The organism is Devosia sp. 1566 (genome assembly GCF_004005995.1).
Taxonomy (GTDB): domain Bacteria; phylum Pseudomonadota; class Alphaproteobacteria; order Rhizobiales; family Devosiaceae; genus Devosia.
Genome location: NZ_CP034767.1, coordinates 2,062,266 through 2,082,826, shown reverse-complemented (window position 1 = coordinate 2,082,826; position 20,561 = coordinate 2,062,266). Strand labels below are relative to the sequence as shown.

The following is a 20,561-nucleotide window of genomic DNA, read 5'->3' as shown; positions in this document are numbered from 1 at the left end:
TTTCCTCCCTGTTGATCCAGAAAGGGAGAGTCAGCATGAACTCCGAAGACCGCTACGCGATTGACGGCTTGTTCGAGCGCATCGAGCAGGTGGCGCGCAACAGCCCGCCCCGGGACCGGGAAGCCGAAATGCTGATCCGGCAGCGGCTGACCGAAGCGCCGGCTTCGCCCTACTACATGGCGCAAACCATCATCGTGCAGGAGCGCGCCCTGGAAGGCGCCCAGGAGCGCATCGAGCAACTGGAAGCTGAATTGGCACAGGCGCAGCGCGGTTCGGGCGGCGGGTTTCTCGGCGGCGTGTTTGGCGACGCAAACCGACCTAGTGGGCCGCAAAACAATCGGCAGGGGCCTTGGGGCCGACGCGACAGTGGTGACTACCAGGAGCGCCGCAGCCCAGGGATGGGCGGGGGCGGCGGCTTTCTGGCCGGCGCCGCGCAAACGGCGCTTGGCATAACCGGTGGCGTTTTGCTGGGCAGTGCGATTGCCGGGATGTTTTCGGGCGATGCTCACGCCGGAGAGCTTAACGCCGATGAGCCGGGCGGGGATAACGGCAGCGAGCAAGATGCTGAGCAGGATTTTGGAGGCGGTGACGACTCCGACTTCGATATTGGCGGCGAATTCTAGGAGTCAGTACTTCTCGTAGAACTCGTTGCCGCCCGCTTCGAGCACATAGTGCATGTTGTTGTAGGGGAAGCGCAGCCCGGCGGTGTGGAAGTGCTTGGCGCCCCGCACCCCGGGGTGGCGGGCTCCCCGCATGACCTGGTCGGCCGTTTGGGCGGCCAGGATCGCGCCGGAGTCCGTCATCTTCCGGCTGAGCACGCCCTGGGCGAATTGCTTGGGTTGGCCGACGACGCCACAGACCGACTTGGGATAGCGGGGGTCATTGACCCGGTTCATTACCACGGTACCAACCGCCAGCATGCCTTCAGAGCTCGAGCGGTTGGACTCGAAATACATCGCGCGCATCAGGCATTCTTTTTCGCTGAGCCGGGCAGTGCCGAAGCTCATGCCCAAAAAACTGCAGCCGCCCAGAGTTGAGGCGGCTACGGTTACGGCGACGAGGCGCAGAATGGTTCTGGTGGCAGCGCGCATCGGCGGACTCCGGTGTGTGGCACAAAAGCATGCCAGACCGAAAATGCCGGAACATATTTAAGGAAAGTCTGCCAAACGCGGTTAAGTGCCGGTTAACCGTGCCCTCCTCAGCGGCGACGCCGCGCAAAGAGGGACGACAGCAGCACGAAGGTGCCAAGCGCCACCACCAGTGGTACAGGGTCATTCTTGATCGCTTTGCCGGCGTGGCGGGCCTGGCGGCCAAGCAGATGGGCGGCTGCAGAACCATACTCACCCAGATCCTGCGCCAGTTCGGCCGCCTGATGCTGCGCATCGTGCAAAGCATGCGAGCCCGCCTTGCGGGCAGGGGCGACACGACCGGAAAGCTCCTTGCGCAGATGCGCCAGTTGGCGGGTAAGGTCTTCGATGCGGGACAGGGCATGCTCGGTTACATTGGCCATGGGGTGACGCTCCGCCGTGGTTTTAACTGATTGCACAACACCGGGGAAAGATTGGGGTTCCGCCAGCGCTTTTTGCAGACCCTGAGGAGGGAACCGCAGGGGCTGCCCTTGGATTGCGTGAGCGGCGTCACGATATGGCGTTTACATCAGAGGAACGCCCCAATGTCCGGCAAGAGCAAGGCTCGCCTGTTTCGCCAGTTCGACAAGTTGGAGCGGCGCGTGCCCAATTTTGCCGCAAGGGCTCTGGAATGGCTTCGACGGCCCGGAGCGCGACTGGTGCGGATCCCCCTTGGGGTGTTGTTGATCCTTGGCGGCGTCTTCAGCTTTCTGCCGGTGCTGGGGGCCTGGATGCTGCCGCTGGGCTTGCTGCTGCTGGCGATCGATCTGCCGTTTTTGCGGGGGCCGGTGAACGCCGTGATTGTGACTGGCACGCGTAAATGGACGACTTGGCGGCGCAAGCGGCGCGACCGCAAGGCGGCGCAGAACCACGAGACCCCGCCCCAATAGTTACCGCCCAGCGTTTGCAGATTTGTAACCTTCGCATCGCAATCTGCGGGACGGGCAGCACTGGAACGCTGCCAGACTGAAGGTCGTGATGCGCAATTCGGAAGCAGTGTTCGAAGCAGCCTGGACAAGACCTGCCAAGGCCCGGCGGCCGGTGGCAAGCGATGCGGTGTTTGCCGAGGATGTCGAGGCAGAAGCCGAGCGCCGCTTGCGCCTCTTGCGGATCGATGAATGGCGCCGGCGGGCATTTGTGACCGGACGGCAGATGCCACCCGAGATCCGGCAGATAGAAGACCAGATCAACCTGGCCACCGCAGCGATCTGCCGGCTGGCGCCGATCCCGGCCGACTATCGGGATGACGTGTATTGGCCCCAGCACTGGCGCTGAAGCCTTCGAGTCCCTTGTTAGGCTGGATCGAGTTCGAGCAGGCTTGACTGCTCGCTGTCGAGTTGTGCCTGGAGGGCTTGGACGAGACCGAAGCGCTCGGCCACATCGGGCGCGTAGCGGATCAAGTCCGGGCGGAGGCGGATCAGCGCGAGGTCCTTGACCTTGGCTTCCAGCATTACGTCAAAGTCGAGCCCGGCCGCCGTGCGCATAAAGGTGGCGAACTCAAAGGGGTTGACGAAATCGGCGTGACCCGTCCAGACCGGCGCGGCATTGACCATGGTGGTTTTCCCCGTTTTCTTGTCCTTGCGCGGCAATTGTCGCATCTCGGTGCGGGGGGAGGAGAAGTGCACCTTTGGGCGCACGCCATCTGGCCAGGTGCGCAGAATGGCAGTGAGCGTTTCGCGCAGGCCGGCATGTTCGGGATTGAGGCACCAGAAATGCTGGTGGTCAAAGATCAGCCGCACGCCGGTATGCTGGTGGATCCATAAGACGTCGGCCGCCGAGAAACGCAGGTCGTCGTGTTCGAGCACGAGGCGGCGCTGCACCGGCTCGGGCAGGCTCTTCCAGGTTTCCACCCAACGGGTGCGGGCGGCCTCCTTGTCGTCGTAAACGCCGCCGACATGGATCACCAGCACGGCCTCGGGACCAAGCTCCATGGCATCGAGCATTTCGGCCTGGGAGGTCAGGTCCCAGACGCTTTTGCGCACGAGCTCCGGATCGGGGCTGTTGAGGACCACGAACTGACTGGGATGGAAGGACAGGCGCAGCCCCAGCTGGCGGGCCTTGGCGCCGGTGGCGCCAAGCTCGGCGCGGCTGTCGGCCACCATGGAATGAAAGAGCGGCATGTCGGGGTGGGTGGCATAGGGGGCCAGGTCCGAACTCATGCGGTACATGTGAATGCCGTGACCCACCAGATAATCGAAGATGGCGTCGAGGTACCCCAGCGAGACTTTGAGATGCGGGGCGTTCTGGGCGCGCCGGGCATCGTTGCTCTTAAGATCGGGCTTGCCCATGATCTTGACGGGTACGCCCAAGCGCATCGGGAAATTGTCCATCCGGTACCTCCGGAGAAGGGAATGCCGCGCCCGGCGGCGCGTTCCCTTGACGGATGACAACCATTCACCGGCTGCCTCGTTAAGCTGGCAGGCGAGGGACCAGGCACGATGCCGCAGCAATGGGCGCAGTGGGGAAACGCAGTTGAGCGCTGGGTGCGCGATTTCCTTGGGCTCTACTGGAACGAGTGGACGCTGCTGCAGGCGGTGCTCATCGCCCTGGCTTGGGTGATCGCGAGGTTTGCCGGCAAGGCGCTGGAGCGGCGGCTGGAGCGCTGGGGCCGGAGCATAAAGGGCAACCCCGACTTGCTGCGACTGGTGATTGCCACGATCCGGCGCTCGCGCTGGGTGGTGTTTGTGGTCGCCCTGTTCGTGATGCGCCTCAGCATGATCGCCGCCGATGTTCCCGATGCACTGCTAGCGAGCGTGCTGCTGCTGTCGGCGGCCTGGCTGGTGCTTTCGGTGCTCACGCGGCTGATCCGCAATCGGAGTTTGGCCCAGGTGGTGGCGGCGATCGGCTGGATCTATGTGGCCGTGCTGGTGCTAGGGATCGGCACGCCCGTGGCTCAAGCGCTCGACCATCTGGCGTTCAGCATCGGCGAGGTGCGCATTTCGGCGCTGCTGGTGATCCGCGCGGCACTGGTGGTCACGGGGGTCGTGTGGCTGGCGCTGTTTATCAGCCATGTGATCGAGGGCCGGATTGCGCGCGCCGATGATATGTCGGCTTCGGGCAAGGTGCTGTTGTCCAAGCTGATCCGCATTGTGCTGGTGATCGGGGCGGGCGCCTTTGCGCTCACAGCGACCGGGGTGGACCTGACGGCCCTGACCGTGATTTCGGGCGCTGTCGGTGTTGGCATCGGCTTTGGCCTGCAGAAGGTCGTGTCCAACTTCATCTCTGGCATCCTGATCCTCCTTGATCGCTCGGTGAAGCCGGGCGACACGATCGAGGTGGGCGAGACCTTTGGCTGGATCACCGAATTGCGGGCACGCTTTGTGTCGGTGGTGACGCGGGATGGGCGCAAATACCTGATCCCGAACGAGGATTTCATTACCCAGCAGGTGATCAACTGGAGCTATTCGGACCAGAATGTGCGCATCGATGTGGAGTTCGGCGTCAGTTACGAATCCGATCCCCATCATGTCACGGCCGTGGCCATTGCCGCTGCCCGGGGGGTCGAGCGGGTGAGCGCCTTCAAGGAGCCGGTGTGCTGGATGACCGCATTCGGAGCATCGTCGCTGGACTTCAAATTGCGGTTCTGGATCAACGACCCACAAAACGGGCTGACCAATGTGCGCGGGCAAGTGCTGCTGGCGCTGTGGGACGCGTTCAAGGTGGAAGGGATCGAGATCCCGTTCCCGCAGCAGGATGTGCGGTTCAAAACCCCGTTGCGCCTCGAAAAGGAAGTGTAACTCGTGCTCGTATTTCTCGACTTCGAGGCATCATCGCTGGAAAAACAGAGCTATCCGATCGAAGTGGGCTGGGTGCGGGAAGACGGCAGCGGCGAAAGCCTCCTGATCAAACCGGCACCGGGATGGACCGATTGGGATCCGGGTGCCGAGGCTATCCATCATATCACGCGGGAAGAGCTGGTGGATAAGGGTGTTGAGGCGACGGAAGCCTGCGAGCGGGTGCTGCAGCTTTGGGATGGCAACCGCGTGTTTGCCAGCGCCCCATCCTGGGATGGGCATTGGCTAAGCATGTTGCTGCGAGCGGCAGGGCATCCACGGCATCTGGTGCGGCTGGAAGCAACGGACCTGGCCTTTGCTGAGGCCGCGGCAAGTCGAGGACTGGGGCCCGATGAGGCACAGGCGGTGATCGAAGCGGCGCGGGCGGAAGCGGCCAGTCAGCCAGTGGCCCACCGGGCGCAGGAGGATGCCCGGCGCGAATGGCAGATATGGCGCAAGGTGCTGGGCGAGGCCTGAGCGGTTGCGTGAGGGAGTTGGCTGGTCAACACTGGAAGCAGACGGCCCGGCAGGATCGGGCAGTGCCAAAGATCGGAGGGCCGCCATGCGCATCTATCTTGTTCTCGGACACCCCGATGCGGAGAGTTTCAATGGAGCGCTCGCCGATGCCTACCAAGCTGCCGCCGAGGCCAAGGGGCATGAGGTGCGCCGGCATAATTTGGGCGAGCTCAAGTTCGACCCCGTTCTCTGGCATGGCTATGAAGTGATCCAGGAGCTGGAGCCCGACCTCAAGGCCGCGCAAGAGAATATCGAATGGTGCGAACGGATCGTGCTGTTTTATCCGGTGTGGTGGGGATCGGTGCCGGCGCTGCTCAAGGGCTTTTTCGACCGAGCGATCCTGCCGGGGCAGGCCTTCAGCTACCACGAGAATGACCCTTTCTGGGACAAGCTGCTGAAGGGGCGCGACGCGCAGCTCTTCACCACTTCGGACGGGCCCTCGATCTATCTGCTGCTGGCTTATCGCAACAGCGATGTGGCGACGGTCAAGAACGCGGTGCTGCAGTTTTGCGGGATCAGGCCGGTCAAGGTCACCCGATTCGGCGGCATCAAGACGTCGAGCGCGGCGCAGCGGGAGAAATATCTCGAGCAGGTGCGCCGCGCCGTTTAGCTCCCTCAGGCCGGCATCGGCTCGAGGCGCCCGGAGGGTTGGCTCGGTCGCGGGAAGGCGAGGGCGACGGCTGCCGCTGCAAGCCCGATCAGGGCGGAGGCGATATAGAGCCAGTGGTAATCGCCGAAGGTATCGAAGATCCAGCCGCCGCCAATGGGCCCGAAGGCCATGCCGATGCTGGAGGTCATGGTGATGCCGCCCAGAACCGTGCCCATGACATGGGCGGGGAAGTAGTCGCGGGCCAGCACGGCATAGAGAGGCATGACGCCGCCATAGGCGAGGCCGAGCACGGCGGCGAGCATGTAGAAATCGGTGATCTGCGTCACATAGATATAGGTGTAGATGCCGGCTGCCTGAAGCAAGAGGCCGCCGATGATGATGCGCTTGACGCCGAGCCGGTCGGCGAGGAGACCGAAGATGAGGCGCCCAAAGAGGCCCGCCAGACCCTCTACGCTATAGATGCTGGCGGCAGCGAGGGAGGAGGCGCCGCAGAGCATGGCGTAGGAGACGGTGTGGAAGATGGGGCCGGAATGGGCGGCACAGCAGAGGAAGAAGGTGCCGGCGAGGACGACGAATTGCGGGGTGCGCAGGACGGTGCCGATCGAGCCCTTGGGCGCTGTGCTGGTAGCGTTTTGAGTTGGCTCGGAAGCGGGGGCTTCGGCCGGAGCGCGGCGGATCAGCAGGGCTGTGGGCAGGAGAATGGCCCAGGCAACAATGGCGGTGAGCAGCATGGCCGAGCGCCAGCCATAGGCGGTGATGAGCACGCTGGCGAGCGGGGTGACGACCATGGGCGCCACGCCGCCGCCGATCGACACCAGCGCGACGGCAAGGCCGCGGTTCTGATTGAACCAGCCGATCGTCGTGGCCATGATGGGCGCGAAGAAGGCGCCGATCGAGGCGCCCATGACCCCGCCATAGGCCAGCTGGAAGACCAGGAGATTGGGGGCGCGGCTGGCGACGAGGAGCCCGAAGCCCAGGATGCAGGAGGCGAGCAGCACAACCGGACGGGCCCCGATGCGGTCGGTGACCGTGCCCCAGGCAAAGCCGGCTACACCCATGACGAGAAAGCCCATGGTCATGGCCAGCGAGATGCCGGCGCGGCTCCAGCCGGTGTCATCGGCAATGGGCTGCAGATAAACGGGCAGGGCAAACATCGAGCCCGCCGCCACACAGGTGATCACGGCGCCGGCGCCGACGATCACCCAACCATAACCACGCTCCATCGCCTGCTCCTCCAAGCTTTTGCCTGATTATAGACGATTGGGGCCGCGGGGGCGCGACAATGGCGATCAATTTATTTGCGGGGCGGGAATGCGGACGTGCCAAATCTCCGCTCGGCCAAGGGCCAGCGGCTGCGACATGGGGCAAGGATCGCCTCGGTGCCGGTCGTCCGGCAAAAGGTATAGGTGAAGCAAGCCTTGCCCCATGCTATCCCGGAGACTCTATGGAAAGGACCGTCCTCGGCTTAAGCCCGTGCCGAAAGAAAAACCCGGGGGCTCAAATCGGGTCACAGATCATCCTTTAAACCACAGGACATGGAGCGACCCCCATGCCATCCGGCCTCCCCATGCCGACCGTTCGTCGCGACCGCGCAGTTGCGCATGAAGATGGGGCAACAATAACCGAGCTTTTGGCACCGGGGATAAGTTGAGCGGGCGGCCCCGCTTGCCGGGAGCCGACGGGCCAGCCCAGATCGAGCGAACGGGTCAGCTTGCTTGGAGCAGGCGCTGGGGTTGGGCGGGATCGCGGCGGGCCGGGCGCAGGCGCAGTTCACCCTGGAGGGCGTGGCCGAGCTGGCGGGCATGGTAACGCACCACGGCTGGATTGACCTCGAGCAGTTCGGCCAGATCGGCGGTGGTCATGCCCTGCTTGAGGCCCTCGGCGACAATGGCGCGGCCGGCATTGGTGAGGTGACCACCTTCCGTCTTGAACAGGCGCCGGACCTGCTTGAGCCTGGCTGACAAGGCCAAGGTTTCTTCGGCATGGCGCCGAAACGTGGTTTCGTTAAACATCCTTTTAGCTCCGGTTTTCAGCCACTTATATGGTGATGGAGGGCCCGGTTTTGAAGGGTTTCAGCCCTTGAGGGGCAGCACGGCCGCGCAGAAAAGTTGAACCCGTTAAGGCGGCGTGGTTTGCTCATGGCCATGTGCAACGACTATGAACAACATGTCAGCCAGGCGGACTATGCGCGGGCGATTGCGGCGCTGGAGGTGGGCGTAGCGGGGGAGCCCGAAGCGGCGCTGATCCGGGCCGATGATATCCGCATCGGCGATGAGGGGCCGGTGCTGCGCGCCGCAGGCAACGGGGTGGAACTGGTGCTGATGCGCTTCGGCTTTCCGCCGCCGCGGCCCAAGGCGGGGCCCGTGTTCAACTTCAAATCCGATGGCCGGCATTTTGCGGATTCGCGGCGCTGCGTGGTGGTACTGTCGGGGTTCTTTGAATTCACCGGCAGCAAATATCCCAAGACCAAGTACCGTTTTGCGCTGCGCGACTCGCCCGTGATGGGAATTGCCGGGTTGTGGAGCGAGGCGGAAGACGGGGCGCTGAGCTTTACCATGCTCACCACAGAGCCCGGCCCCGACATCGCACCGATCCATGACCGGCAAATTTGCGTGTTGCGGCCCAAGGACTGGGCAGCCTGGCTGTTCCTGACACGGCCGGAAGCGGAACTGCTGGCGCCGTTGCCCGCAGGCTCGCTCCAGGTAGAGGTGGTGCGAAAAGGGGCGGAGTAGCGCCCCGTTCAGACGGGATCGCGGACTATGGCGATATTGAAATAAACATGGCCAAGGGTCTCGTAGAGCCGGATCCACATGGGCGCGAGGCTTTCCATGGCCCGGCAGGCCGTCAAGTCGCCCAGAGCCAGGATGTCGCGCCAGCCGAAATCCTGCAGCAGTTCGGTGACTGCGGCGCGGGCTCCTGCGTCATTGGCCGCAATAAACATAGTGTGGGGCGCCGACAGGCGTTCGGGGGCCCCCATCAGTTGGGCGCTGACGAAGTTGAGCGTCTTGACCACACGGGTGTCGGGCAGCGCCTCCTGCAAGCTTTCGCCCAGCGTATGGGTGAGGGGGCCCGTGATGACGGATTGGAAGTTGCCGATATCGATTAGGAGCTTGCCGGCAAGGGGCAGGGGCGGCAGGATCGCCATGGCGTCTTCGCCGTGAAGGGCATTGACCACCCATTCGCCGTGTGCGGCCGCCTCCGAATGGCTGAGGACGGGGATGCCATGCTGAGCGGCGCGAGGATGGCGCGAACCGAACACGACGTCATGGCCGAGGGATTTGAGCTTGCCGGCAACGGCCGAACCGACCTCACCAGTTCCAAATACGGCGATACGCATGGGCAACCTCCAGGGGGCATGAGCCGGATAGCACCGACAATGGGATCGGCGTGAGCGGTCGGCAAGGGCGATAAACGCGGAGCCGGCGCGATGGGTTCATCGCGGCGCCGGCTCGGGATTAACCGGGCAATCACTATGATTGGCTTGGCGGGCAAGCGAGGATGAGCGTAGTGGTGAGCATCCCTCCTCGAGCGATCGCGCGCCAAAGCGGACCGAGCAGCATGCATTACGATTTCTGTGTGATCGGGGGCGGCATTGTCGGCCTGGCGACGGCCAAGGCGCTGTTGGCCAAGCGGCCAGGCGCTACGCTGGTGTTGCTGGAAAAGGAAGCCAGCCTCGGGCAGCACCAGACAGGTCGCAATTCGGGGGTGATCCATTCGGGCATTTATTATGCGCCGGGGAGCCTCAAGGCCCGGCTGTGCAAGGAGGGTATGGCGCGGACCAAGCAATATTGCCGCGAGCAGGGCATTGCCTTTGAGGAACGCGGAAAGCTGATCGTGGCGACCAATGCACTTGAGGTGGAGCGGCTGGCCAAGCTGCACCAGCGGGCGGAGGAAAACGGGATTGCGGTGGAGCTGCTCGACCGCGCTGGCATTGAGGCGATCGAGCCCAATATCACCGGCCTGAGCGCCCTGCTGGTCAGGAGTTCGGCCATTGTCGACTACAAGCAGATCCTTGCGGCGCTGGCGGTCGAGCTGGCGGAAGCGGGGGCCGAGATCCGGTTATCGACAACGGCGGACTATATTCAGGCGCGCGGCCGCTGGGTGGAGTTGTCAGCGGAAGGCGTGCCGTTCACGGCCGGGCAGTTGGTCGCCTGCGCCGGGCTGCAATCGGACCGGGTGGCGCGCATGGCGGGCCTTGAGGTAGACTTTGCCATCGTGCCGTTTCGCGGGGAATACTACCGGCTCGCCAGCCAGCGCGACCAGGTGGTGAGGGCCATGATCTATCCAGTGCCCGACCCCGATTTGCCGTTTCTGGGCATTCACCTGACGCCGATGATCGGCGGTGGGGTGAGCGTAGGGCCCAATGCGGTGCTGGGCCTGGCGCGCGAGGGCTACAACAAGGGCGCGGTCTCCCTGCCCGACATCGCGGCAGCGGTGGGGTTTCCGGGGTTCTGGCGCACGATGGGCCGCCATTTTCGGGCGGGCGCCGAGGAAATGGCCAATAGCCTGTTCCGGCGGCGCTATCTGGAGGCGTGCCGCAAGTACTGCCCGTCGCTCACCCTCCAAGACCTGACCCCGATGCCGGCGGGCATCAGGGCGCAGGCGGTGCGGCGCGACGGGACCATGGTGCAGGATTTCCTGCTGCTGCGGGGGGAGCGCATGCTGCATGTGTGCAATGCACCATCTCCCGCGGCAACATCGGCCCTGCCGATCGGCGATCACATCGCGCGCGAAGTGCTCGAAGCGGCGAACTAGGCGGTAGGGCTTCTGCTGATCAGTTCGCGGTAAAGCCGTACTGTTTCGTCATCGGGCCCTACACCCAGCTCCTCCCGCAGCCGCTTGCTGCAATCATTGAAGAGTTGCTTGACGAACGAGAACTGGCCCTTGGCAGCCGCGTCATACATCAAGGCGCGGTGGGCGCCCTCATGATATGGGTCGATCTGTAGCAAGCGGGTGGCACAGGCATGGCGCTCCTGAGCCGTTAGATCGGTGTCGAGCTCGATGGCCTGGGAGACCGCACTGATGAATTCGTAACGCAGGGCAGTTCGCTGAAAGGCCAGCCACTCCTCGAACCCTTCGCCCGCCGAGCGCAGGGATTCCAGCAGTTCCCCCCGATAGATCTCGCACATCCGCACGCAGCCCTTGGAGGTGGGATTGGCGGCGATATCCAAGAATTCGGCCAAGTCGATATAGATGTTCTGGTCCAGATTAAGCCAGGCCATCTGTTGATCGGCAGAAAACAACTCGAAGTTGTTGTCGTCCTGGAACTTGCGGATACGCGCCACCGTTTGGCGGATATCGGCATTGGCCTGTTCGGAGCCATTGTCCGACCAGATCAGATCGCCGATACGCCGTCGCACAACCGGTTTTCCGTGTCCTTCAAGCAGGATGTAGACCAAAATTCGCAGCAAGTTGAACGGTGGATTGATCAACCTGCCCGAAGATTGCACATGGCAATTCCCGAAGGTAAAAATCGACACCTGTGCCGTTCGGCCGTCTATCACATACATGATATCCCCCCCGGGTTCCGGCTTACGATCTGTAGTTTAGCAAGTATGACACGCCTAACTCGTCGGCCCTCCTTACGACGGTGATCGTAGCGGATGGGTCGCGGCAACAGTCAGTCTATTATTGTAGTGGTTTGCGCGGATTGACTGGTGTTGCTGTCCGTGGCCGCCTGGACTTCAATTTACTCACGCTAGGGGTTTTTAACGCCCCTTCATAGCGTCCGTACGATAGCGGGCATGGTGCCGGCTGGTGGGGTGTCATAGCCCGGTCGTCGATCAAACGAGCGAAACACAGCCGCTGCCTGGGTGCGGTTATGCACCTTTAGCTTACGGATGATGTTGTGCACGTGCACTTTCACCGTGTGCTCGGACAGCTCCATCTTGGCCGCGATGATCTTGTTCTGATAGCCGTCGGACATCAGCTCAAGCACTTCGGCTTCCCGGTTGGACAGTACCCCAACGGTGTCGCTGCCCGTGGCTCCTTCCGGGCCACTCGAGGGACTGCGGCGGGTCAGAAAGCCGCGCGCGGCTGAGCGAGGGGAGGCGACGCTCGGAAAATACTCGCCACCATTAAGCAGGAGCCAGATTGCAGCTAGCCAGACATTGATCTGGAGGTTGAAGGGCACGAGGCCCTGGATCGCGCGTTCGGCCACAACAGCACGCAGCGCCGGATCCTCGCTCCAGCCATTCTCGACCAAAAGCGCTATGGGCGAGTCCGGGTAGCGCTCGCGGCATTGCGAGATCATGCCCGGTATATTGCGAAAGGCGAGAGCGTCCAGCAGGATCAGCCGCGGCTTGTATGGAACCGTGGCGTCCTCAGGCAGCTGACTCGATAGGGTTACCCCGACGCGCAAGAAGCACTGCTGAGCGGCCTTGAGCAGACTCTGGAATGTCACGCCAGTGTTCGCCAGGATGAGAATTCCGTCCCGGCCCTCTGCATCGCGCGACGGGGTCGTGTGCCAGAAGGCATAGATGCCTTCTTCCTTGTGGTTGATGACTTCCAACATGATTGCCCCAACTGATGATTTTTTAGTCCTATTTAACTTAGGACGCTCCCAAGGAACATACCCGTCGTGACACAGCCGTGACAAAGCTCGGATCTTCAGCCAGACGAGCGCAAGTATCTCGGCAGTTGATTATTTTGGGTGCGGTAAGGCCAGTAGGCCCAAATAGTAGCCGAAAAACGCTCCGGGGAGTTGCATTGGGTTCCGGCGGGAGTTCTTCGAAGCGAGTCAAACTGGGTGAGATTTTCTTGTGCACGGGGCGGGGCCGAACTGGCGTTCTTGAACAATCCCTTGCATTTTCAGATAATTAGGCTGGTTCCGTGAAGCGGAGTAGTTTGCTCGGGCAGCCGAGTTCCGGCAACTCCCCAGTGGGCCGTTATCTTGGTAGGCGAGGAGCCATAGGGTTAAAGGCTTGTTACAACCTCCTACTGGGCGGGCGCTTTTCGGCCCGTCTCCCCGTCGCGGTCGGCGAGATTGCGCGCAAGATGCGGCTGAATTGCCACAGGAAAAATATTGGCGACAAGAATCATCATATCTCTGCTTTTCTTGTAAATTGCTTGCTTCCGCTGGATTTGGGCGATCAATGAGCAAGTAAATTATGGATTGAACTCTCTAGAAAGGTCAGGATGACTGACGGACCGCTGCTTCGCATGTGGCGGGGAGTGTCTCAGTTTGGGACGGCATGTGGCGGCCGGCTGCGCGGCTACTGACAGTTGATGCGACGCAGTGTTCGCTCGCGGGTGGTATGGAAGCAGGCCCACTAGTCCACATGTTTTAGCAGACCGGCGCACGGCCGATCCTCTGGGCTAGCGATTGCCGCGACACCACAAGTTCGGGCGATTGCCCATTGGCCTTGGCGGCGGCAATCCTGATGGGACAAGGCAGCATATTTCAGGAACCGTGGTGAGCGATACAAGTGAGGATGATCGGGCGCAAACCCGATATGGAGCGATTCTGAAATCAACCTCCCTCATTGGAGGGTCATCGGTCATCAATATCCTCATGTCCGTAGTGCGTCTCAAAGTGCTTGCTGTGCTTCTGGGCCCTGCAGGCGTGGGGCTGTTCGGGCTGTTCAACGTGATCATTGACCTCGGCTCGAGCATTGCCGGGTTGGGCATCCAGGCCAGCGGGGTGCGGCAGGTGGCACTCGCCAGCGGGACCGGGGACGCACTCAAGGTTGCACGCGTGGCCAAAGTGCTGGCCCGCGCTTCGTTGCTGCTGGGTGTACTCGGGATGGTTTTGCTGATCGGTTTTGCGGTTCCGATCGCCACCTTGTCCTTTGGAACGGCGGCGCATGCGGGCGCGGTGATGCTGGTGAGTGTAGCGGTGCTGCTGCGGATCCTCGCGGGCGCACCGATGGCGATCATCCAAGGCAGTCGCCGCATCGGGGATCTAGCGAGGATGACGGTGGTGGGTGCGGTGCTCAACACGGTCGTGGCGGTTCCGCTGGTATATTGGCTCGGGGAGGCCGGCATTGTGCCGTCGCTGATTGCGGTGGCGGCGACCACCTGGATTGCGGCGCTGTGGTATTGCCGCAAAATCACTCTGCCTAAGGTCAGCCTTTCGCTGCCTGAGTTTAGTGCCGAGGCCCGGGGGCTGTTGATGCTGGGCTTTGCCTTCATGGCTAGCGGGTTGCTGATGGCCGGATCGGCCTTTCTTATCCGGATCCTTGTGGTGCAGGAACTGGGCGTGGATGCCGCCGGCAACTACCAGGCGGCCTGGGCGCTGGGGGGCATTTATGTGGGCTTCATCCTTCAGGCGATGGGCACCGACTTTTACCCGCGCCTGTCGGCGGTTGCCGATGACCAGGTCGCCAGCACACGCATGGTCAACGAGCAGGCGCGGGTTAGTCTCCTCCTCGCGGGACCTGGACTGCTAGCAACGCTGGCGCTGGCTCCGCTGGTGATGGCGGTGTTTTACTCAGCAGAGTTTGCAGGCGCGGTGCCGTTGCTACGCTGGTTTTGTCTCGGGATGCTGTTGCGCGTGGTAGCCTGGCCGATGGGGTTCATTATCCTCGCCAAGGGCAAGCAGCAGATCTTCTTCTGGACGGAGCTCGCGGCGGCAACGGTGCAGGTCGGGTTGACCTGGCTGTTGCTGGATCTGGTTGGCTTGGCGGGTGCCGGCATCGCCTTTGTTGGGCTTTATCTCTGGCACGGCCTGCTGATCTATGGGTTGGTGCAGGGACTCTACGGCTTTCGCTGGTCGCGCGAGAACCTGGTGCTGGGGGCGGTTTTTGTCGGGCTCACAGGGCTGGTGCTGGCGGCCGTAGAGCTGCTGCCGTTCTGGGCCGGCTTTGCCGTGGCGGTGGTCGCAACGGCTGGGGCCAGTTGGTATGCGCTCAGCCAGTTAATCGCGCTGGTGCCGCAACGCTGGGTTCCCGACTGGCTGCCCCAAGTGGTGCGGCTGGCTCTGGGGATGAAGCCGACGCGGGTCGCGTCGGCTGTTGATGGAGTTTAGGACGCGAGTTCGGGAACCTGCTCGAGAACCTGGGCGAGTTCCGCAACAACGAAGCGAACATCGTCTTCACTCATCTGCGCAAAGAGCGGCAGCATGATCCCGGTGCGCTGGGCCTGCTCGGAGTGCTCGAGCGAGCCGGCCTGCCGATGGAGGTTCTTGCCGGCATAGGCGGGCTCGAGATGGGAGTTCATCACGGCGCGCCGGGCAGAGATGCCGCGATCGAGCAGGGCCTGCATAACAGCCAACTGATCGGCATGGGTGGGCAGGGTGACGCAATAGCTCTGCCAGTTACTGCGCGTCCAGGCTGGTTCAACCGGTGGTTGCAGACCGGGGATGGGCGAGAGCAAGCTTGTGTAGAGAGCCGCAAGACGCCGGCGATCAGCGATGATGCCTGGGAGACGCTCGAGCTGGACGCGGCCAATTGCGGCCTGCAGGTCCGTCATGCGGTAGTTGTATCCGACCTCGGTATAGCTCTCGAAGATCACCTGGCGGGCGCCGTGGCGGACGGTGTCGGGCACCGACATGGCATGTTGGCGCAAATGGCGGAAGGCCCGGTCATAGTCGGGGTTGGCTGATGTCAGCATGCCGCCGTCGCCGGTGGTCACCACCTTGCGGGGATGGAAGGAAAAGCAGGCGACGTCGCCATGCGGGCGGCCGATCCGCTCCCAAGATCCGTTCCAGAGGATTTCGCTACCGGTGGCGCAGGCGGCGTCTTCGACCACCTTGAGATTATGCTCACGGGCAATGGCGAGGATCGCAGCGAGATCGCAAGGCATGCCGAGCTGGTGCACGACGAGGATGGCGCGGGTGCGCGGCGTGATGGCGGCGGCGATGCGATCGGGATCGATGTTGAAGGTGCCGGGCGCGATGTCGACAAAGACCGGGGTCGCGCCGCAATAGCGGACGGCGTTGGCGGTGGCGATGAATGAATGGCTGACGGTGATCACCTCGTCGCCGGCGGCGACGCCAACGGCCATGAGCGCCAGGTGCAGCGCCGTGGTGCAGTTGGAGAGGGCACAGGCATGGGGGGCGCCAACATAGGCGGCGAACTCCTGTTCGAACTGGGCGACTTCGGGGCCCTGGGTCACCCAGCCGGACAGGATCACGCGGCGGGCGGCTTCGACCTCGCGTTCATCGAGCACGGGCTTGGCGACGGGAAGCTGGGGGCGAATGGCGGTCATGCTACATCGCTCCTGACAAGGCCGCGGCTCGCCTGCCACCAGGCGACGAGATCGCGCAGGCCTTCCTTCATCGAGATTTCGGCGGTGAAGCCCAGCTCGCGGGCCGCTTTCTCGGTTGAAGCGAGGCGGCGGGCCACGGGATTGACCTTGCGGGCGGGTTCATGGATTGGCGCCAAGGACGAGCCCATGACATCGAGGAGGGTGCGGGCCAGCTCGGCGAGGCTCGTTTCAGTGCCGCTCGCTACGTTGTAGACGGTATCGCTGGCGGGCGCTGCGGCGGCCAGAACATTGGCGCGGGCGATATCGCGCACATGTACGAAATCCATGGTCTGGGTGCCATCGCCCATGATGATGGGCGGCAGGCCATTGGCGATGCGCTCCATCCAGCGGATCAGCACCTCGGTATAGGCGCCATAGACATCCATGCGCGGGCCGTAGACGTTGAAATAGCGCAGCGCGACATAGGGCAGGCCATACATCTCGTTGAAGCTGCGCAGCAGCGCTTCGTTGTAGGTTTTGGCGGCGCCATAGATGGTGCGGTTGTTGTAGGGGTGGTGCAGCTCGGTGGTGGGGAACTGATCGGCTGCGCCGAGCACCGAGGCGGAGGAGGCGGCGACGACCTTGCTCACCTTGGCGGCGACGGCGGCTTCGAGGACGTTGAAGGTACCGGTCGCCAGCACATCATGGGCGAGCCGCGGGTCTTCGGCGCATTGGGTGATGCGGATGGCGGACTGGTGAAAGAGCGTGTCGATCCCCGCCATGCTGGCATGGACCAGGGCGATGTCGCGGATGTCGCCCTCGATGATCCGGATGGGCGCCTTGGCTTGCGCTGCAGCAAGGTTTTCCATACGGCCGCGCACGAAATTGTCGAGGATGACGATCTCGGCGGGAGATTGGTCGGCGACCAGATCGGCAATATGGGAGCCGATAAGGCCGGCTCCGCCCGTGATCAGAACCCGTTTGCCTTGCATCAGGACGCTCCTTGATTGGGGTTTTGGACGATGTCGTCGTCCTTGCGCCAGCGCAGCACGCGCGCGGGGACACCGGCGGCGACCGCATAGGCGGGAATATCGTGGGTGACCACGGCACCGGCGCCGATGATGGCGCCTTCGCCGATGGTGACACCGGGCAATATGGTGGCATTGGTGCCGATATCGGCGCCGGCGCCGACGCGCACGGGGCGGATGTCGAGATCGGTGGCGATGATGGGCTCGGAAACGGGCAGGCCGGTATGTTGGGAACCCAGCAGCTTGGCGCCGGGGCCCCAGCCGACATAATCGCCGATGACGAGATTGCGAGCGTCGAAATAGGCCTGGGGGCCGATCCAGACCTTGTCGCCAATGATGCAGGTGCCATCGAACCGGCCCTGGATGTAGGCGCCAGCGCCGATGAAGACATTGGCGCCAATCTCGAAGGTCTCGATATGCTTGAAGCCGGCCTGACTGCCGACCTGCAGCCCCGGCCCGCAGCGCCTGGCAGCGCTGCGCCAGACAAATTGGCGCATCAAGGCGTCGAGGTCGCCATCGCCAACGGCGAAGCGGCCATAAAGGTCGCGTACGGCTGAGGCCGGGTAGTGCTGGCGCAGCCAGCCGACCATGCCGTCTTCAAAGGTGGGACCGGGCTCAATCTCGCGGCGGCCATGCACCGAGCGGGCGATGCGCGGGGTATCCACCATTTCAATGGACATAGGCATCCTGACGCACCAGATCGGAGATGATCTCGACTTCCTGGGTGCTGAGTTCGGGGTAGATGGGCAAGGACAGGACGGTGGCGGCGGCCGCCTCGGCCTGGGGGAAGTCGCCGGGCGCGTGGCCCAGATCGACATAGCTGGGCTGCAGATGCACCGGGACGGGGTAATGCAGCCCGGTTTCCACGCCATCGCGGGCCAGCATCTCGCGCAGGCCATCGCGGTCGCGCGTGCGGATGGCGAAGATGTGCCAGACATGGCGGCGGCCCGGCGCTTCGTAGGGGAGCTCTACCGGCCCGCCGGCCAGCAGCTGCTTGTATTCGCCGGCGCAGGCCCGGCGCGCTTCGGTCCAGTTCTCGAGCTCGCGCAGTTTTACGCGCAGCACCGCGCCCTGAATGGAATCCATGCGGAAGTTGTAGCCTTCGAGCACGTGGTGATAGCGCCGGTCCTGGCCCCAGTCGCGCAGCATCCGGATGAGACGGGCCTGCTGGTCATTGCTGGTGACAACGATGCCGCCTTCGCCGCAGGCGCCAAGGTTCTTGCCAGGATAAAAGCTGAAGCAGCCGGAAAGGCCAAAGCTGCCGGCGCGTTGTCCCTCGGTGGTGGCGCCGTGGGCCTGACAAGCGTCCTCGATGACCGCGAGGCCATGCTTGGCGGCGACCATGCCGATGGCGTCCATATCGGCCATCTGGCCGTAGAGATGGACCGGCATGATCGCGCGGGTGCGGGGCGTAATCGCCCGCTCGATGAGATTGGGATCGATGCAGAAGGTGCGTGGATCGATATCCACAAAGACCGGGCGGGCGCCGATATAGCGGATGGCGGCGGCGGTGGCCACGAAGGTGAACGGGGTGGTGATCACTTCGTCGCCGGCCTTGATGCCGGCGGCGAGCAGCGCCAACTGCAGAGCGCTGGTGCCGGTATTGACCGCGATGGCGTGGCGGGTGCCGCAATAGGCGGCGAACTCTTCCTCGAACGCCTCCACCTCGGCGCCCAGCACATAATGGGTGGAGCGCAGGACGCCAAGAGCGGCGGCTTCGATCTGGGGCTGAATGGCGGCGTATTGCGCGCGCAGGTTGAGAAAAGGGATCATGCCAGCACTCGTTGGGGGGCAAGTTCGATCACAGTCCCGCCTTGCGCCATGGAGCGGGTTGCAGCTTCAAGAATGCGGACGACGCGCAGGCCCGCGACACCATCCGCAGTAGGGCTGGTGCCGCGCTGTACGCAGGCGATGAATTCGGCGAGTTCGGAGCCAAGCGCCTCGGTGATGTCGAGCTTGGGGGCGAACATGTCGCCCGCGCGGTAGCCAATGCGCATCTGCTGCTTTTGCTCGCCGGCGCGAGGGGCCATGGGGTCGAGCGTGATGCCGCTGTCATAGACCTTGATCTTCTCGCTGGGCTCGAGATCGTCGTAGACCACCATCTTGTTGCTGCCGCCCACCAGGGTTCGGCGCACCTTGACCGGGGCCAACCAGTTAACGTGGATATGGGCCATCAGCGTCGTGTCGAAATGCAGGTTGAGATAGGCCATGTTTTCGGGTGAGCCGGCGATATGGGCGATGCCAGTGGCTGAAACGGCACGGGGCTGTACGCCCAGCACGTAATCCATGATCGAGAGATCGTGGACCGCGAGGTCCCAGACCACGCTGACATCGTGCTGGAAGAGCCCAAGATTCACGCGGACGGAGTCGTAGTAGTAGACTTGGCCCAGGTCCTTCTGGATGACCTCGCGAAGCTTCTTGACGGCGCCGGTGTGGATGAAGGTGTGATCGACCGCGACGACGAGGCCGCGCCGGTCGGCTTCCTCGATGAGGCGCTCCGCCTGTTCGGCGGTGGCGGTGATCGGCTTTTCGACAAAGACGCTCTTGCCGGCGCGCAGGGCACGCATGGCCAGATCGAAATGGGTGGAAACGGGGGTGGCGATAGCTACGGCATCCACCTTGGGATCGGAGAGCACATCGTTGAGATCTTCCGTGATGCTGACCGCCGGATAGCGCAGGCGCAGGCGGGCCAGCCTCTCGGTCTGCAGGTCGCATACCCAGCGCAGATCGACACTGGGGATATCCGAGAAGTTGCGAACGAGGTTGGGACCCCAATAGCCATAGCCAATAACGCCGACGCCGATCATTGTTGCAGCCTTCCGTTATCCTGTTGGGCCGGTTGGGCGGAGGCGGCGAGGGGGCGCGCAGGCACGCCCGCCACCACCGCTCCGCCGGGAACATCGCGGGTCACCACGGCGCCGGCGCCGACCATGGCGCCTTCCCCAATGGTGATGCCGGCGAGAATGGTGGCATTGCTGCCGATGGAGGCGTTGCGCCGCACGAAGGTGGGTACGACCGTCCAGTCATCGCCTTCCTGCGGCTCGCCGGTGGCGGTGGTGGCCCGGGGGAAGAGATCATTGGTGAACATCACGCCGTGGCCGATGAACACGCCGTCATCGATGGTGACGCCTTCGCAGAGGAAGCTGTGGCTCGAGATCTTGCAGTTGCGGCCCACGACCGCGTTTTTCTGAATCTCGACAAAAGCGCCGATGCGGGTGCCGGCACCAATGGAGCAGTCGTAAAGATTGACCAGATCGGGTTGTCGGATGATTACCCCGTCTTCGAGCTGGACGCGCGTCAGCATGTGGTTACCCCTGAGATGGCGAGCGGGTGAAGGCAGTGTTTGCTGGCCGCAGTGCTCGACTTTCTGCCAAGCTAG

The 20,561-nt window shown here is 63.3% G+C and carries 22 protein-coding genes and 1 pseudogene; 9 read left to right on the top strand and 14 right to left on the bottom strand.

The genetic code is table 11. The features are described from left to right. Window positions 1–35: 35 nt before the first annotated feature. Window positions 36–623 (top strand): DUF2076 domain-containing protein, encoded by a 588-nt coding sequence (locus tag ELX51_RS10075; RefSeq protein WP_127753390.1) that lies wholly within the window; start codon window positions 36–38, stop codon window positions 621–623. 9 nt (window positions 624–632) lie between these two features. On the opposite strand, the pseudogene ELX51_RS10070 reads toward ELX51_RS10075, so the two are convergent. Further along, window positions 633–986, bottom strand: a pseudogene (locus tag ELX51_RS10070) (cell wall hydrolase); the annotation flags it as partial. Window positions 987–1,198: 212 nt separating this feature from the next. Further along, on the bottom strand, window positions 1,199–1,510 hold the full coding sequence (locus tag ELX51_RS10065) for a hypothetical protein (RefSeq protein ID WP_127753388.1): 312 nt from the start codon (window positions 1,508–1,510) through the stop codon (window positions 1,199–1,201). Between the two features lie 162 nt (window positions 1,511–1,672). On the opposite strand from ELX51_RS10065, the gene ELX51_RS10060 reads away from it, so the two are divergent. After that, window positions 1,673–2,017 carry a hypothetical protein gene (locus ELX51_RS10060; protein WP_127753387.1) on the top strand — a complete coding sequence of 115 codons (345 nt, stop codon included), beginning with the start codon at window positions 1,673–1,675 and terminating at the stop codon, window positions 2,015–2,017. An 88-nt stretch (window positions 2,018–2,105) separates the two neighbouring features. Next, window positions 2,106–2,402 carry a hypothetical protein gene (locus tag ELX51_RS10055; RefSeq protein ID WP_127753386.1) on the top strand — a complete coding sequence of 99 codons (297 nt, stop codon included), beginning with the start codon at window positions 2,106–2,108 and terminating at the stop codon, window positions 2,400–2,402. A gap of 17 nt (window positions 2,403–2,419) precedes the next feature. Here the strand turns inward: ELX51_RS10055 and uvsE are convergent, their stop codons facing one another. Then, window positions 2,420–3,457, bottom strand: coding sequence for a UV DNA damage repair endonuclease UvsE (gene uvsE, locus ELX51_RS10050; RefSeq protein ID WP_127753385.1), 1,038 nt, complete (start codon window positions 3,455–3,457; stop codon window positions 2,420–2,422). 108 nt (window positions 3,458–3,565) lie between these two features. On the opposite strand from uvsE, the gene ELX51_RS10045 reads away from it, so the two are divergent. From ELX51_RS10045 to ELX51_RS10035, 3 genes are all read left to right on the top strand, one after another. Continuing rightward, complete coding sequence (locus tag ELX51_RS10045) at window positions 3,566–4,864, top strand: mechanosensitive ion channel domain-containing protein (protein WP_127753384.1); 1,299 nt, start codon at window positions 3,566–3,568, stop codon at window positions 4,862–4,864. A gap of 3 nt (window positions 4,865–4,867) precedes the next feature. Continuing rightward, a complete protein-coding gene (locus ELX51_RS10040) occupies window positions 4,868–5,377 on the top strand; it encodes a transcriptional regulator (RefSeq protein WP_127753383.1) in 510 nt (169 codons plus the stop codon). An 85-nt stretch (window positions 5,378–5,462) separates the two neighbouring features. Continuing rightward, the gene (locus ELX51_RS10035; RefSeq protein ID WP_127753382.1) at window positions 5,463–6,026 is read left to right on the top strand and encodes an NAD(P)H-dependent oxidoreductase; all 564 of its coding nucleotides are present in this window, start codon (window positions 5,463–5,465) and stop codon (window positions 6,024–6,026) included. A gap of 5 nt (window positions 6,027–6,031) precedes the next feature. Here ELX51_RS10035 and ELX51_RS10030 read toward each other — a convergent pair whose 3' ends face one another. Together ELX51_RS10030 and ELX51_RS10025 are read right to left on the bottom strand one after the other, a co-directional pair. After that, window positions 6,032–7,249: an MFS transporter gene (locus tag ELX51_RS10030; RefSeq protein ID WP_127753381.1), complete on the bottom strand. Its 1,218-nt coding sequence runs from the start codon at window positions 7,247–7,249 to the stop codon at window positions 6,032–6,034. Between the two features lie 483 nt (window positions 7,250–7,732). Continuing rightward, window positions 7,733–8,038, bottom strand: a complete 306-nt coding sequence (locus ELX51_RS10025; RefSeq protein ID WP_127753380.1) for a hypothetical protein — start codon at window positions 8,036–8,038, stop codon at window positions 7,733–7,735. A gap of 132 nt (window positions 8,039–8,170) precedes the next feature. On the opposite strand from ELX51_RS10025, the gene ELX51_RS10020 reads away from it, so the two are divergent. Continuing rightward, a complete protein-coding gene (locus tag ELX51_RS10020) occupies window positions 8,171–8,758 on the top strand; it encodes an SOS response-associated peptidase (RefSeq protein WP_127755243.1) in 588 nt (195 codons plus the stop codon). An 8-nt stretch (window positions 8,759–8,766) separates the two neighbouring features. On the opposite strand, the gene ELX51_RS10015 is transcribed toward ELX51_RS10020, so the two are convergent. Beyond that, window positions 8,767–9,363, bottom strand: a complete 597-nt coding sequence (locus ELX51_RS10015) for an NAD(P)-binding domain-containing protein (RefSeq protein WP_127753379.1) — start codon at window positions 9,361–9,363, stop codon at window positions 8,767–8,769. Between the two features lie 221 nt (window positions 9,364–9,584). Between ELX51_RS10015 and lhgO the strand changes: the two genes are divergently transcribed. After that, window positions 9,585–10,781: an L-2-hydroxyglutarate oxidase gene (gene lhgO, locus ELX51_RS10010; RefSeq protein WP_127753378.1), complete on the top strand. Its 1,197-nt coding sequence runs from the start codon at window positions 9,585–9,587 to the stop codon at window positions 10,779–10,781. On the opposite strand, the gene ELX51_RS10005 is transcribed toward lhgO, so the two are convergent. Then, a complete protein-coding gene (locus ELX51_RS10005; protein WP_164854832.1) occupies window positions 10,778–11,386 on the bottom strand; it encodes a BTAD domain-containing putative transcriptional regulator in 609 nt (202 codons plus the stop codon). The genes lhgO and ELX51_RS10005 overlap by 4 nt on opposite strands. Window positions 11,387–11,745: 359 nt before the next feature. Then, complete coding sequence (locus tag ELX51_RS10000; protein ID WP_127753376.1) at window positions 11,746–12,540, bottom strand: response regulator transcription factor; 795 nt, start codon at window positions 12,538–12,540, stop codon at window positions 11,746–11,748. A 900-nt stretch (window positions 12,541–13,440) separates the two neighbouring features. On the opposite strand from ELX51_RS10000, the gene ELX51_RS09995 reads away from it, so the two are divergent. After that, complete coding sequence (locus ELX51_RS09995) at window positions 13,441–14,994, top strand: O-antigen translocase (protein ID WP_127753375.1); 1,554 nt, start codon at window positions 13,441–13,443, stop codon at window positions 14,992–14,994. On the opposite strand, the gene ELX51_RS09990 is transcribed toward ELX51_RS09995, so the two are convergent. From ELX51_RS09990 to ELX51_RS09965, 6 genes are read right to left on the bottom strand one after another with little or no spacing between them, the layout of a single operon-like run. Continuing rightward, window positions 14,991–16,175: a DegT/DnrJ/EryC1/StrS family aminotransferase gene (locus tag ELX51_RS09990; RefSeq protein WP_127753374.1), complete on the bottom strand. Its 1,185-nt coding sequence runs from the start codon at window positions 16,173–16,175 to the stop codon at window positions 14,991–14,993. The genes ELX51_RS09995 and ELX51_RS09990 overlap by 4 nt on opposite strands. Continuing rightward, complete coding sequence (locus ELX51_RS09985; RefSeq protein ID WP_127753373.1) at window positions 16,172–17,146, bottom strand: NAD-dependent epimerase/dehydratase family protein; 975 nt, start codon at window positions 17,144–17,146, stop codon at window positions 16,172–16,174. The genes ELX51_RS09990 and ELX51_RS09985 overlap by 4 nt, the downstream gene beginning before the upstream one ends. Continuing rightward, window positions 17,146–17,862 (bottom strand): acyltransferase, encoded by a 717-nt coding sequence (locus ELX51_RS09980; RefSeq protein ID WP_127755242.1) that lies wholly within the window; start codon window positions 17,860–17,862, stop codon window positions 17,146–17,148. The genes ELX51_RS09985 and ELX51_RS09980 overlap by 1 nt, the downstream gene beginning before the upstream one ends. Beyond that, complete coding sequence (locus tag ELX51_RS09975; RefSeq protein WP_127753372.1) at window positions 17,852–18,955, bottom strand: DegT/DnrJ/EryC1/StrS family aminotransferase; 1,104 nt, start codon at window positions 18,953–18,955, stop codon at window positions 17,852–17,854. Before ELX51_RS09975 ends, ELX51_RS09980 begins: the two co-directional genes overlap by 11 nt. Next, window positions 18,952–19,989 carry a Gfo/Idh/MocA family oxidoreductase gene (locus ELX51_RS09970; protein ID WP_127753371.1) on the bottom strand — a complete coding sequence of 346 codons (1,038 nt, stop codon included), beginning with the start codon at window positions 19,987–19,989 and terminating at the stop codon, window positions 18,952–18,954. Before ELX51_RS09970 ends, ELX51_RS09975 begins: the two co-directional genes overlap by 4 nt. Further along, complete coding sequence (locus ELX51_RS09965) at window positions 19,986–20,486, bottom strand: acyltransferase (RefSeq protein ID WP_127753370.1); 501 nt, start codon at window positions 20,484–20,486, stop codon at window positions 19,986–19,988. The genes ELX51_RS09970 and ELX51_RS09965 overlap by 4 nt, the downstream gene beginning before the upstream one ends. Window positions 20,487–20,561: the final 75 nt, after the last annotated feature.

Excerpts from the sequence above, each read along its gene's own strand:
- ELX51_RS10075 (WP_127753390.1), top strand. The coding sequence starts at position 36 with ATGAACTCCGAAGACCGCTACGCGATTGACGGCTTGTTCGAGCGCATC.
- ELX51_RS10065 (WP_127753388.1), bottom strand. The coding sequence starts at position 1,510 with ATGGCCAATGTAACCGAGCATGCCCTGTCCCGCATCGAAGACCTTACC.
- ELX51_RS10060 (WP_127753387.1), top strand. The coding sequence starts at position 1,673 with ATGTCCGGCAAGAGCAAGGCTCGCCTGTTTCGCCAGTTCGACAAGTTG.
- ELX51_RS10055 (WP_127753386.1), top strand. The coding sequence starts at position 2,106 with ATGCGCAATTCGGAAGCAGTGTTCGAAGCAGCCTGGACAAGACCTGCC.
- uvsE (WP_127753385.1), bottom strand. The coding sequence starts at position 3,457 with ATGGACAATTTCCCGATGCGCTTGGGCGTACCCGTCAAGATCATGGGC.
- ELX51_RS10045 (WP_127753384.1), top strand. The coding sequence starts at position 3,566 with ATGCCGCAGCAATGGGCGCAGTGGGGAAACGCAGTTGAGCGCTGGGTG.
- ELX51_RS10035 (WP_127753382.1), top strand. The coding sequence starts at position 5,463 with ATGCGCATCTATCTTGTTCTCGGACACCCCGATGCGGAGAGTTTCAAT.
- ELX51_RS10030 (WP_127753381.1), bottom strand. The coding sequence starts at position 7,249 with ATGGAGCGTGGTTATGGTTGGGTGATCGTCGGCGCCGGCGCCGTGATC.
- ELX51_RS10025 (WP_127753380.1), bottom strand. The coding sequence starts at position 8,038 with ATGTTTAACGAAACCACGTTTCGGCGCCATGCCGAAGAAACCTTGGCC.
- ELX51_RS10020 (WP_127755243.1), top strand. The coding sequence starts at position 8,171 with ATGTGCAACGACTATGAACAACATGTCAGCCAGGCGGACTATGCGCGG.
- ELX51_RS10015 (WP_127753379.1), bottom strand. The coding sequence starts at position 9,363 with ATGCGTATCGCCGTATTTGGAACTGGTGAGGTCGGTTCGGCCGTTGCC.
- lhgO (WP_127753378.1), top strand. The coding sequence starts at position 9,585 with ATGCATTACGATTTCTGTGTGATCGGGGGCGGCATTGTCGGCCTGGCG.
- ELX51_RS10000 (WP_127753376.1), bottom strand. The coding sequence starts at position 12,540 with ATGTTGGAAGTCATCAACCACAAGGAAGAAGGCATCTATGCCTTCTGG.
- ELX51_RS09990 (WP_127753374.1), bottom strand. The coding sequence starts at position 16,175 with ATGACCGCCATTCGCCCCCAGCTTCCCGTCGCCAAGCCCGTGCTCGAT.
- ELX51_RS09985 (WP_127753373.1), bottom strand. The coding sequence starts at position 17,146 with ATGCAAGGCAAACGGGTTCTGATCACGGGCGGAGCCGGCCTTATCGGC.
- ELX51_RS09980 (WP_127755242.1), bottom strand. The coding sequence starts at position 17,862 with ATGTCCATTGAAATGGTGGATACCCCGCGCATCGCCCGCTCGGTGCAT.
- ELX51_RS09975 (WP_127753372.1), bottom strand. The coding sequence starts at position 18,955 with ATGATCCCTTTTCTCAACCTGCGCGCGCAATACGCCGCCATTCAGCCC.
- ELX51_RS09970 (WP_127753371.1), bottom strand. The coding sequence starts at position 19,989 with ATGATCGGCGTCGGCGTTATTGGCTATGGCTATTGGGGTCCCAACCTC.
- ELX51_RS09965 (WP_127753370.1), bottom strand. The coding sequence starts at position 20,486 with ATGCTGACGCGCGTCCAGCTCGAAGACGGGGTAATCATCCGACAACCC.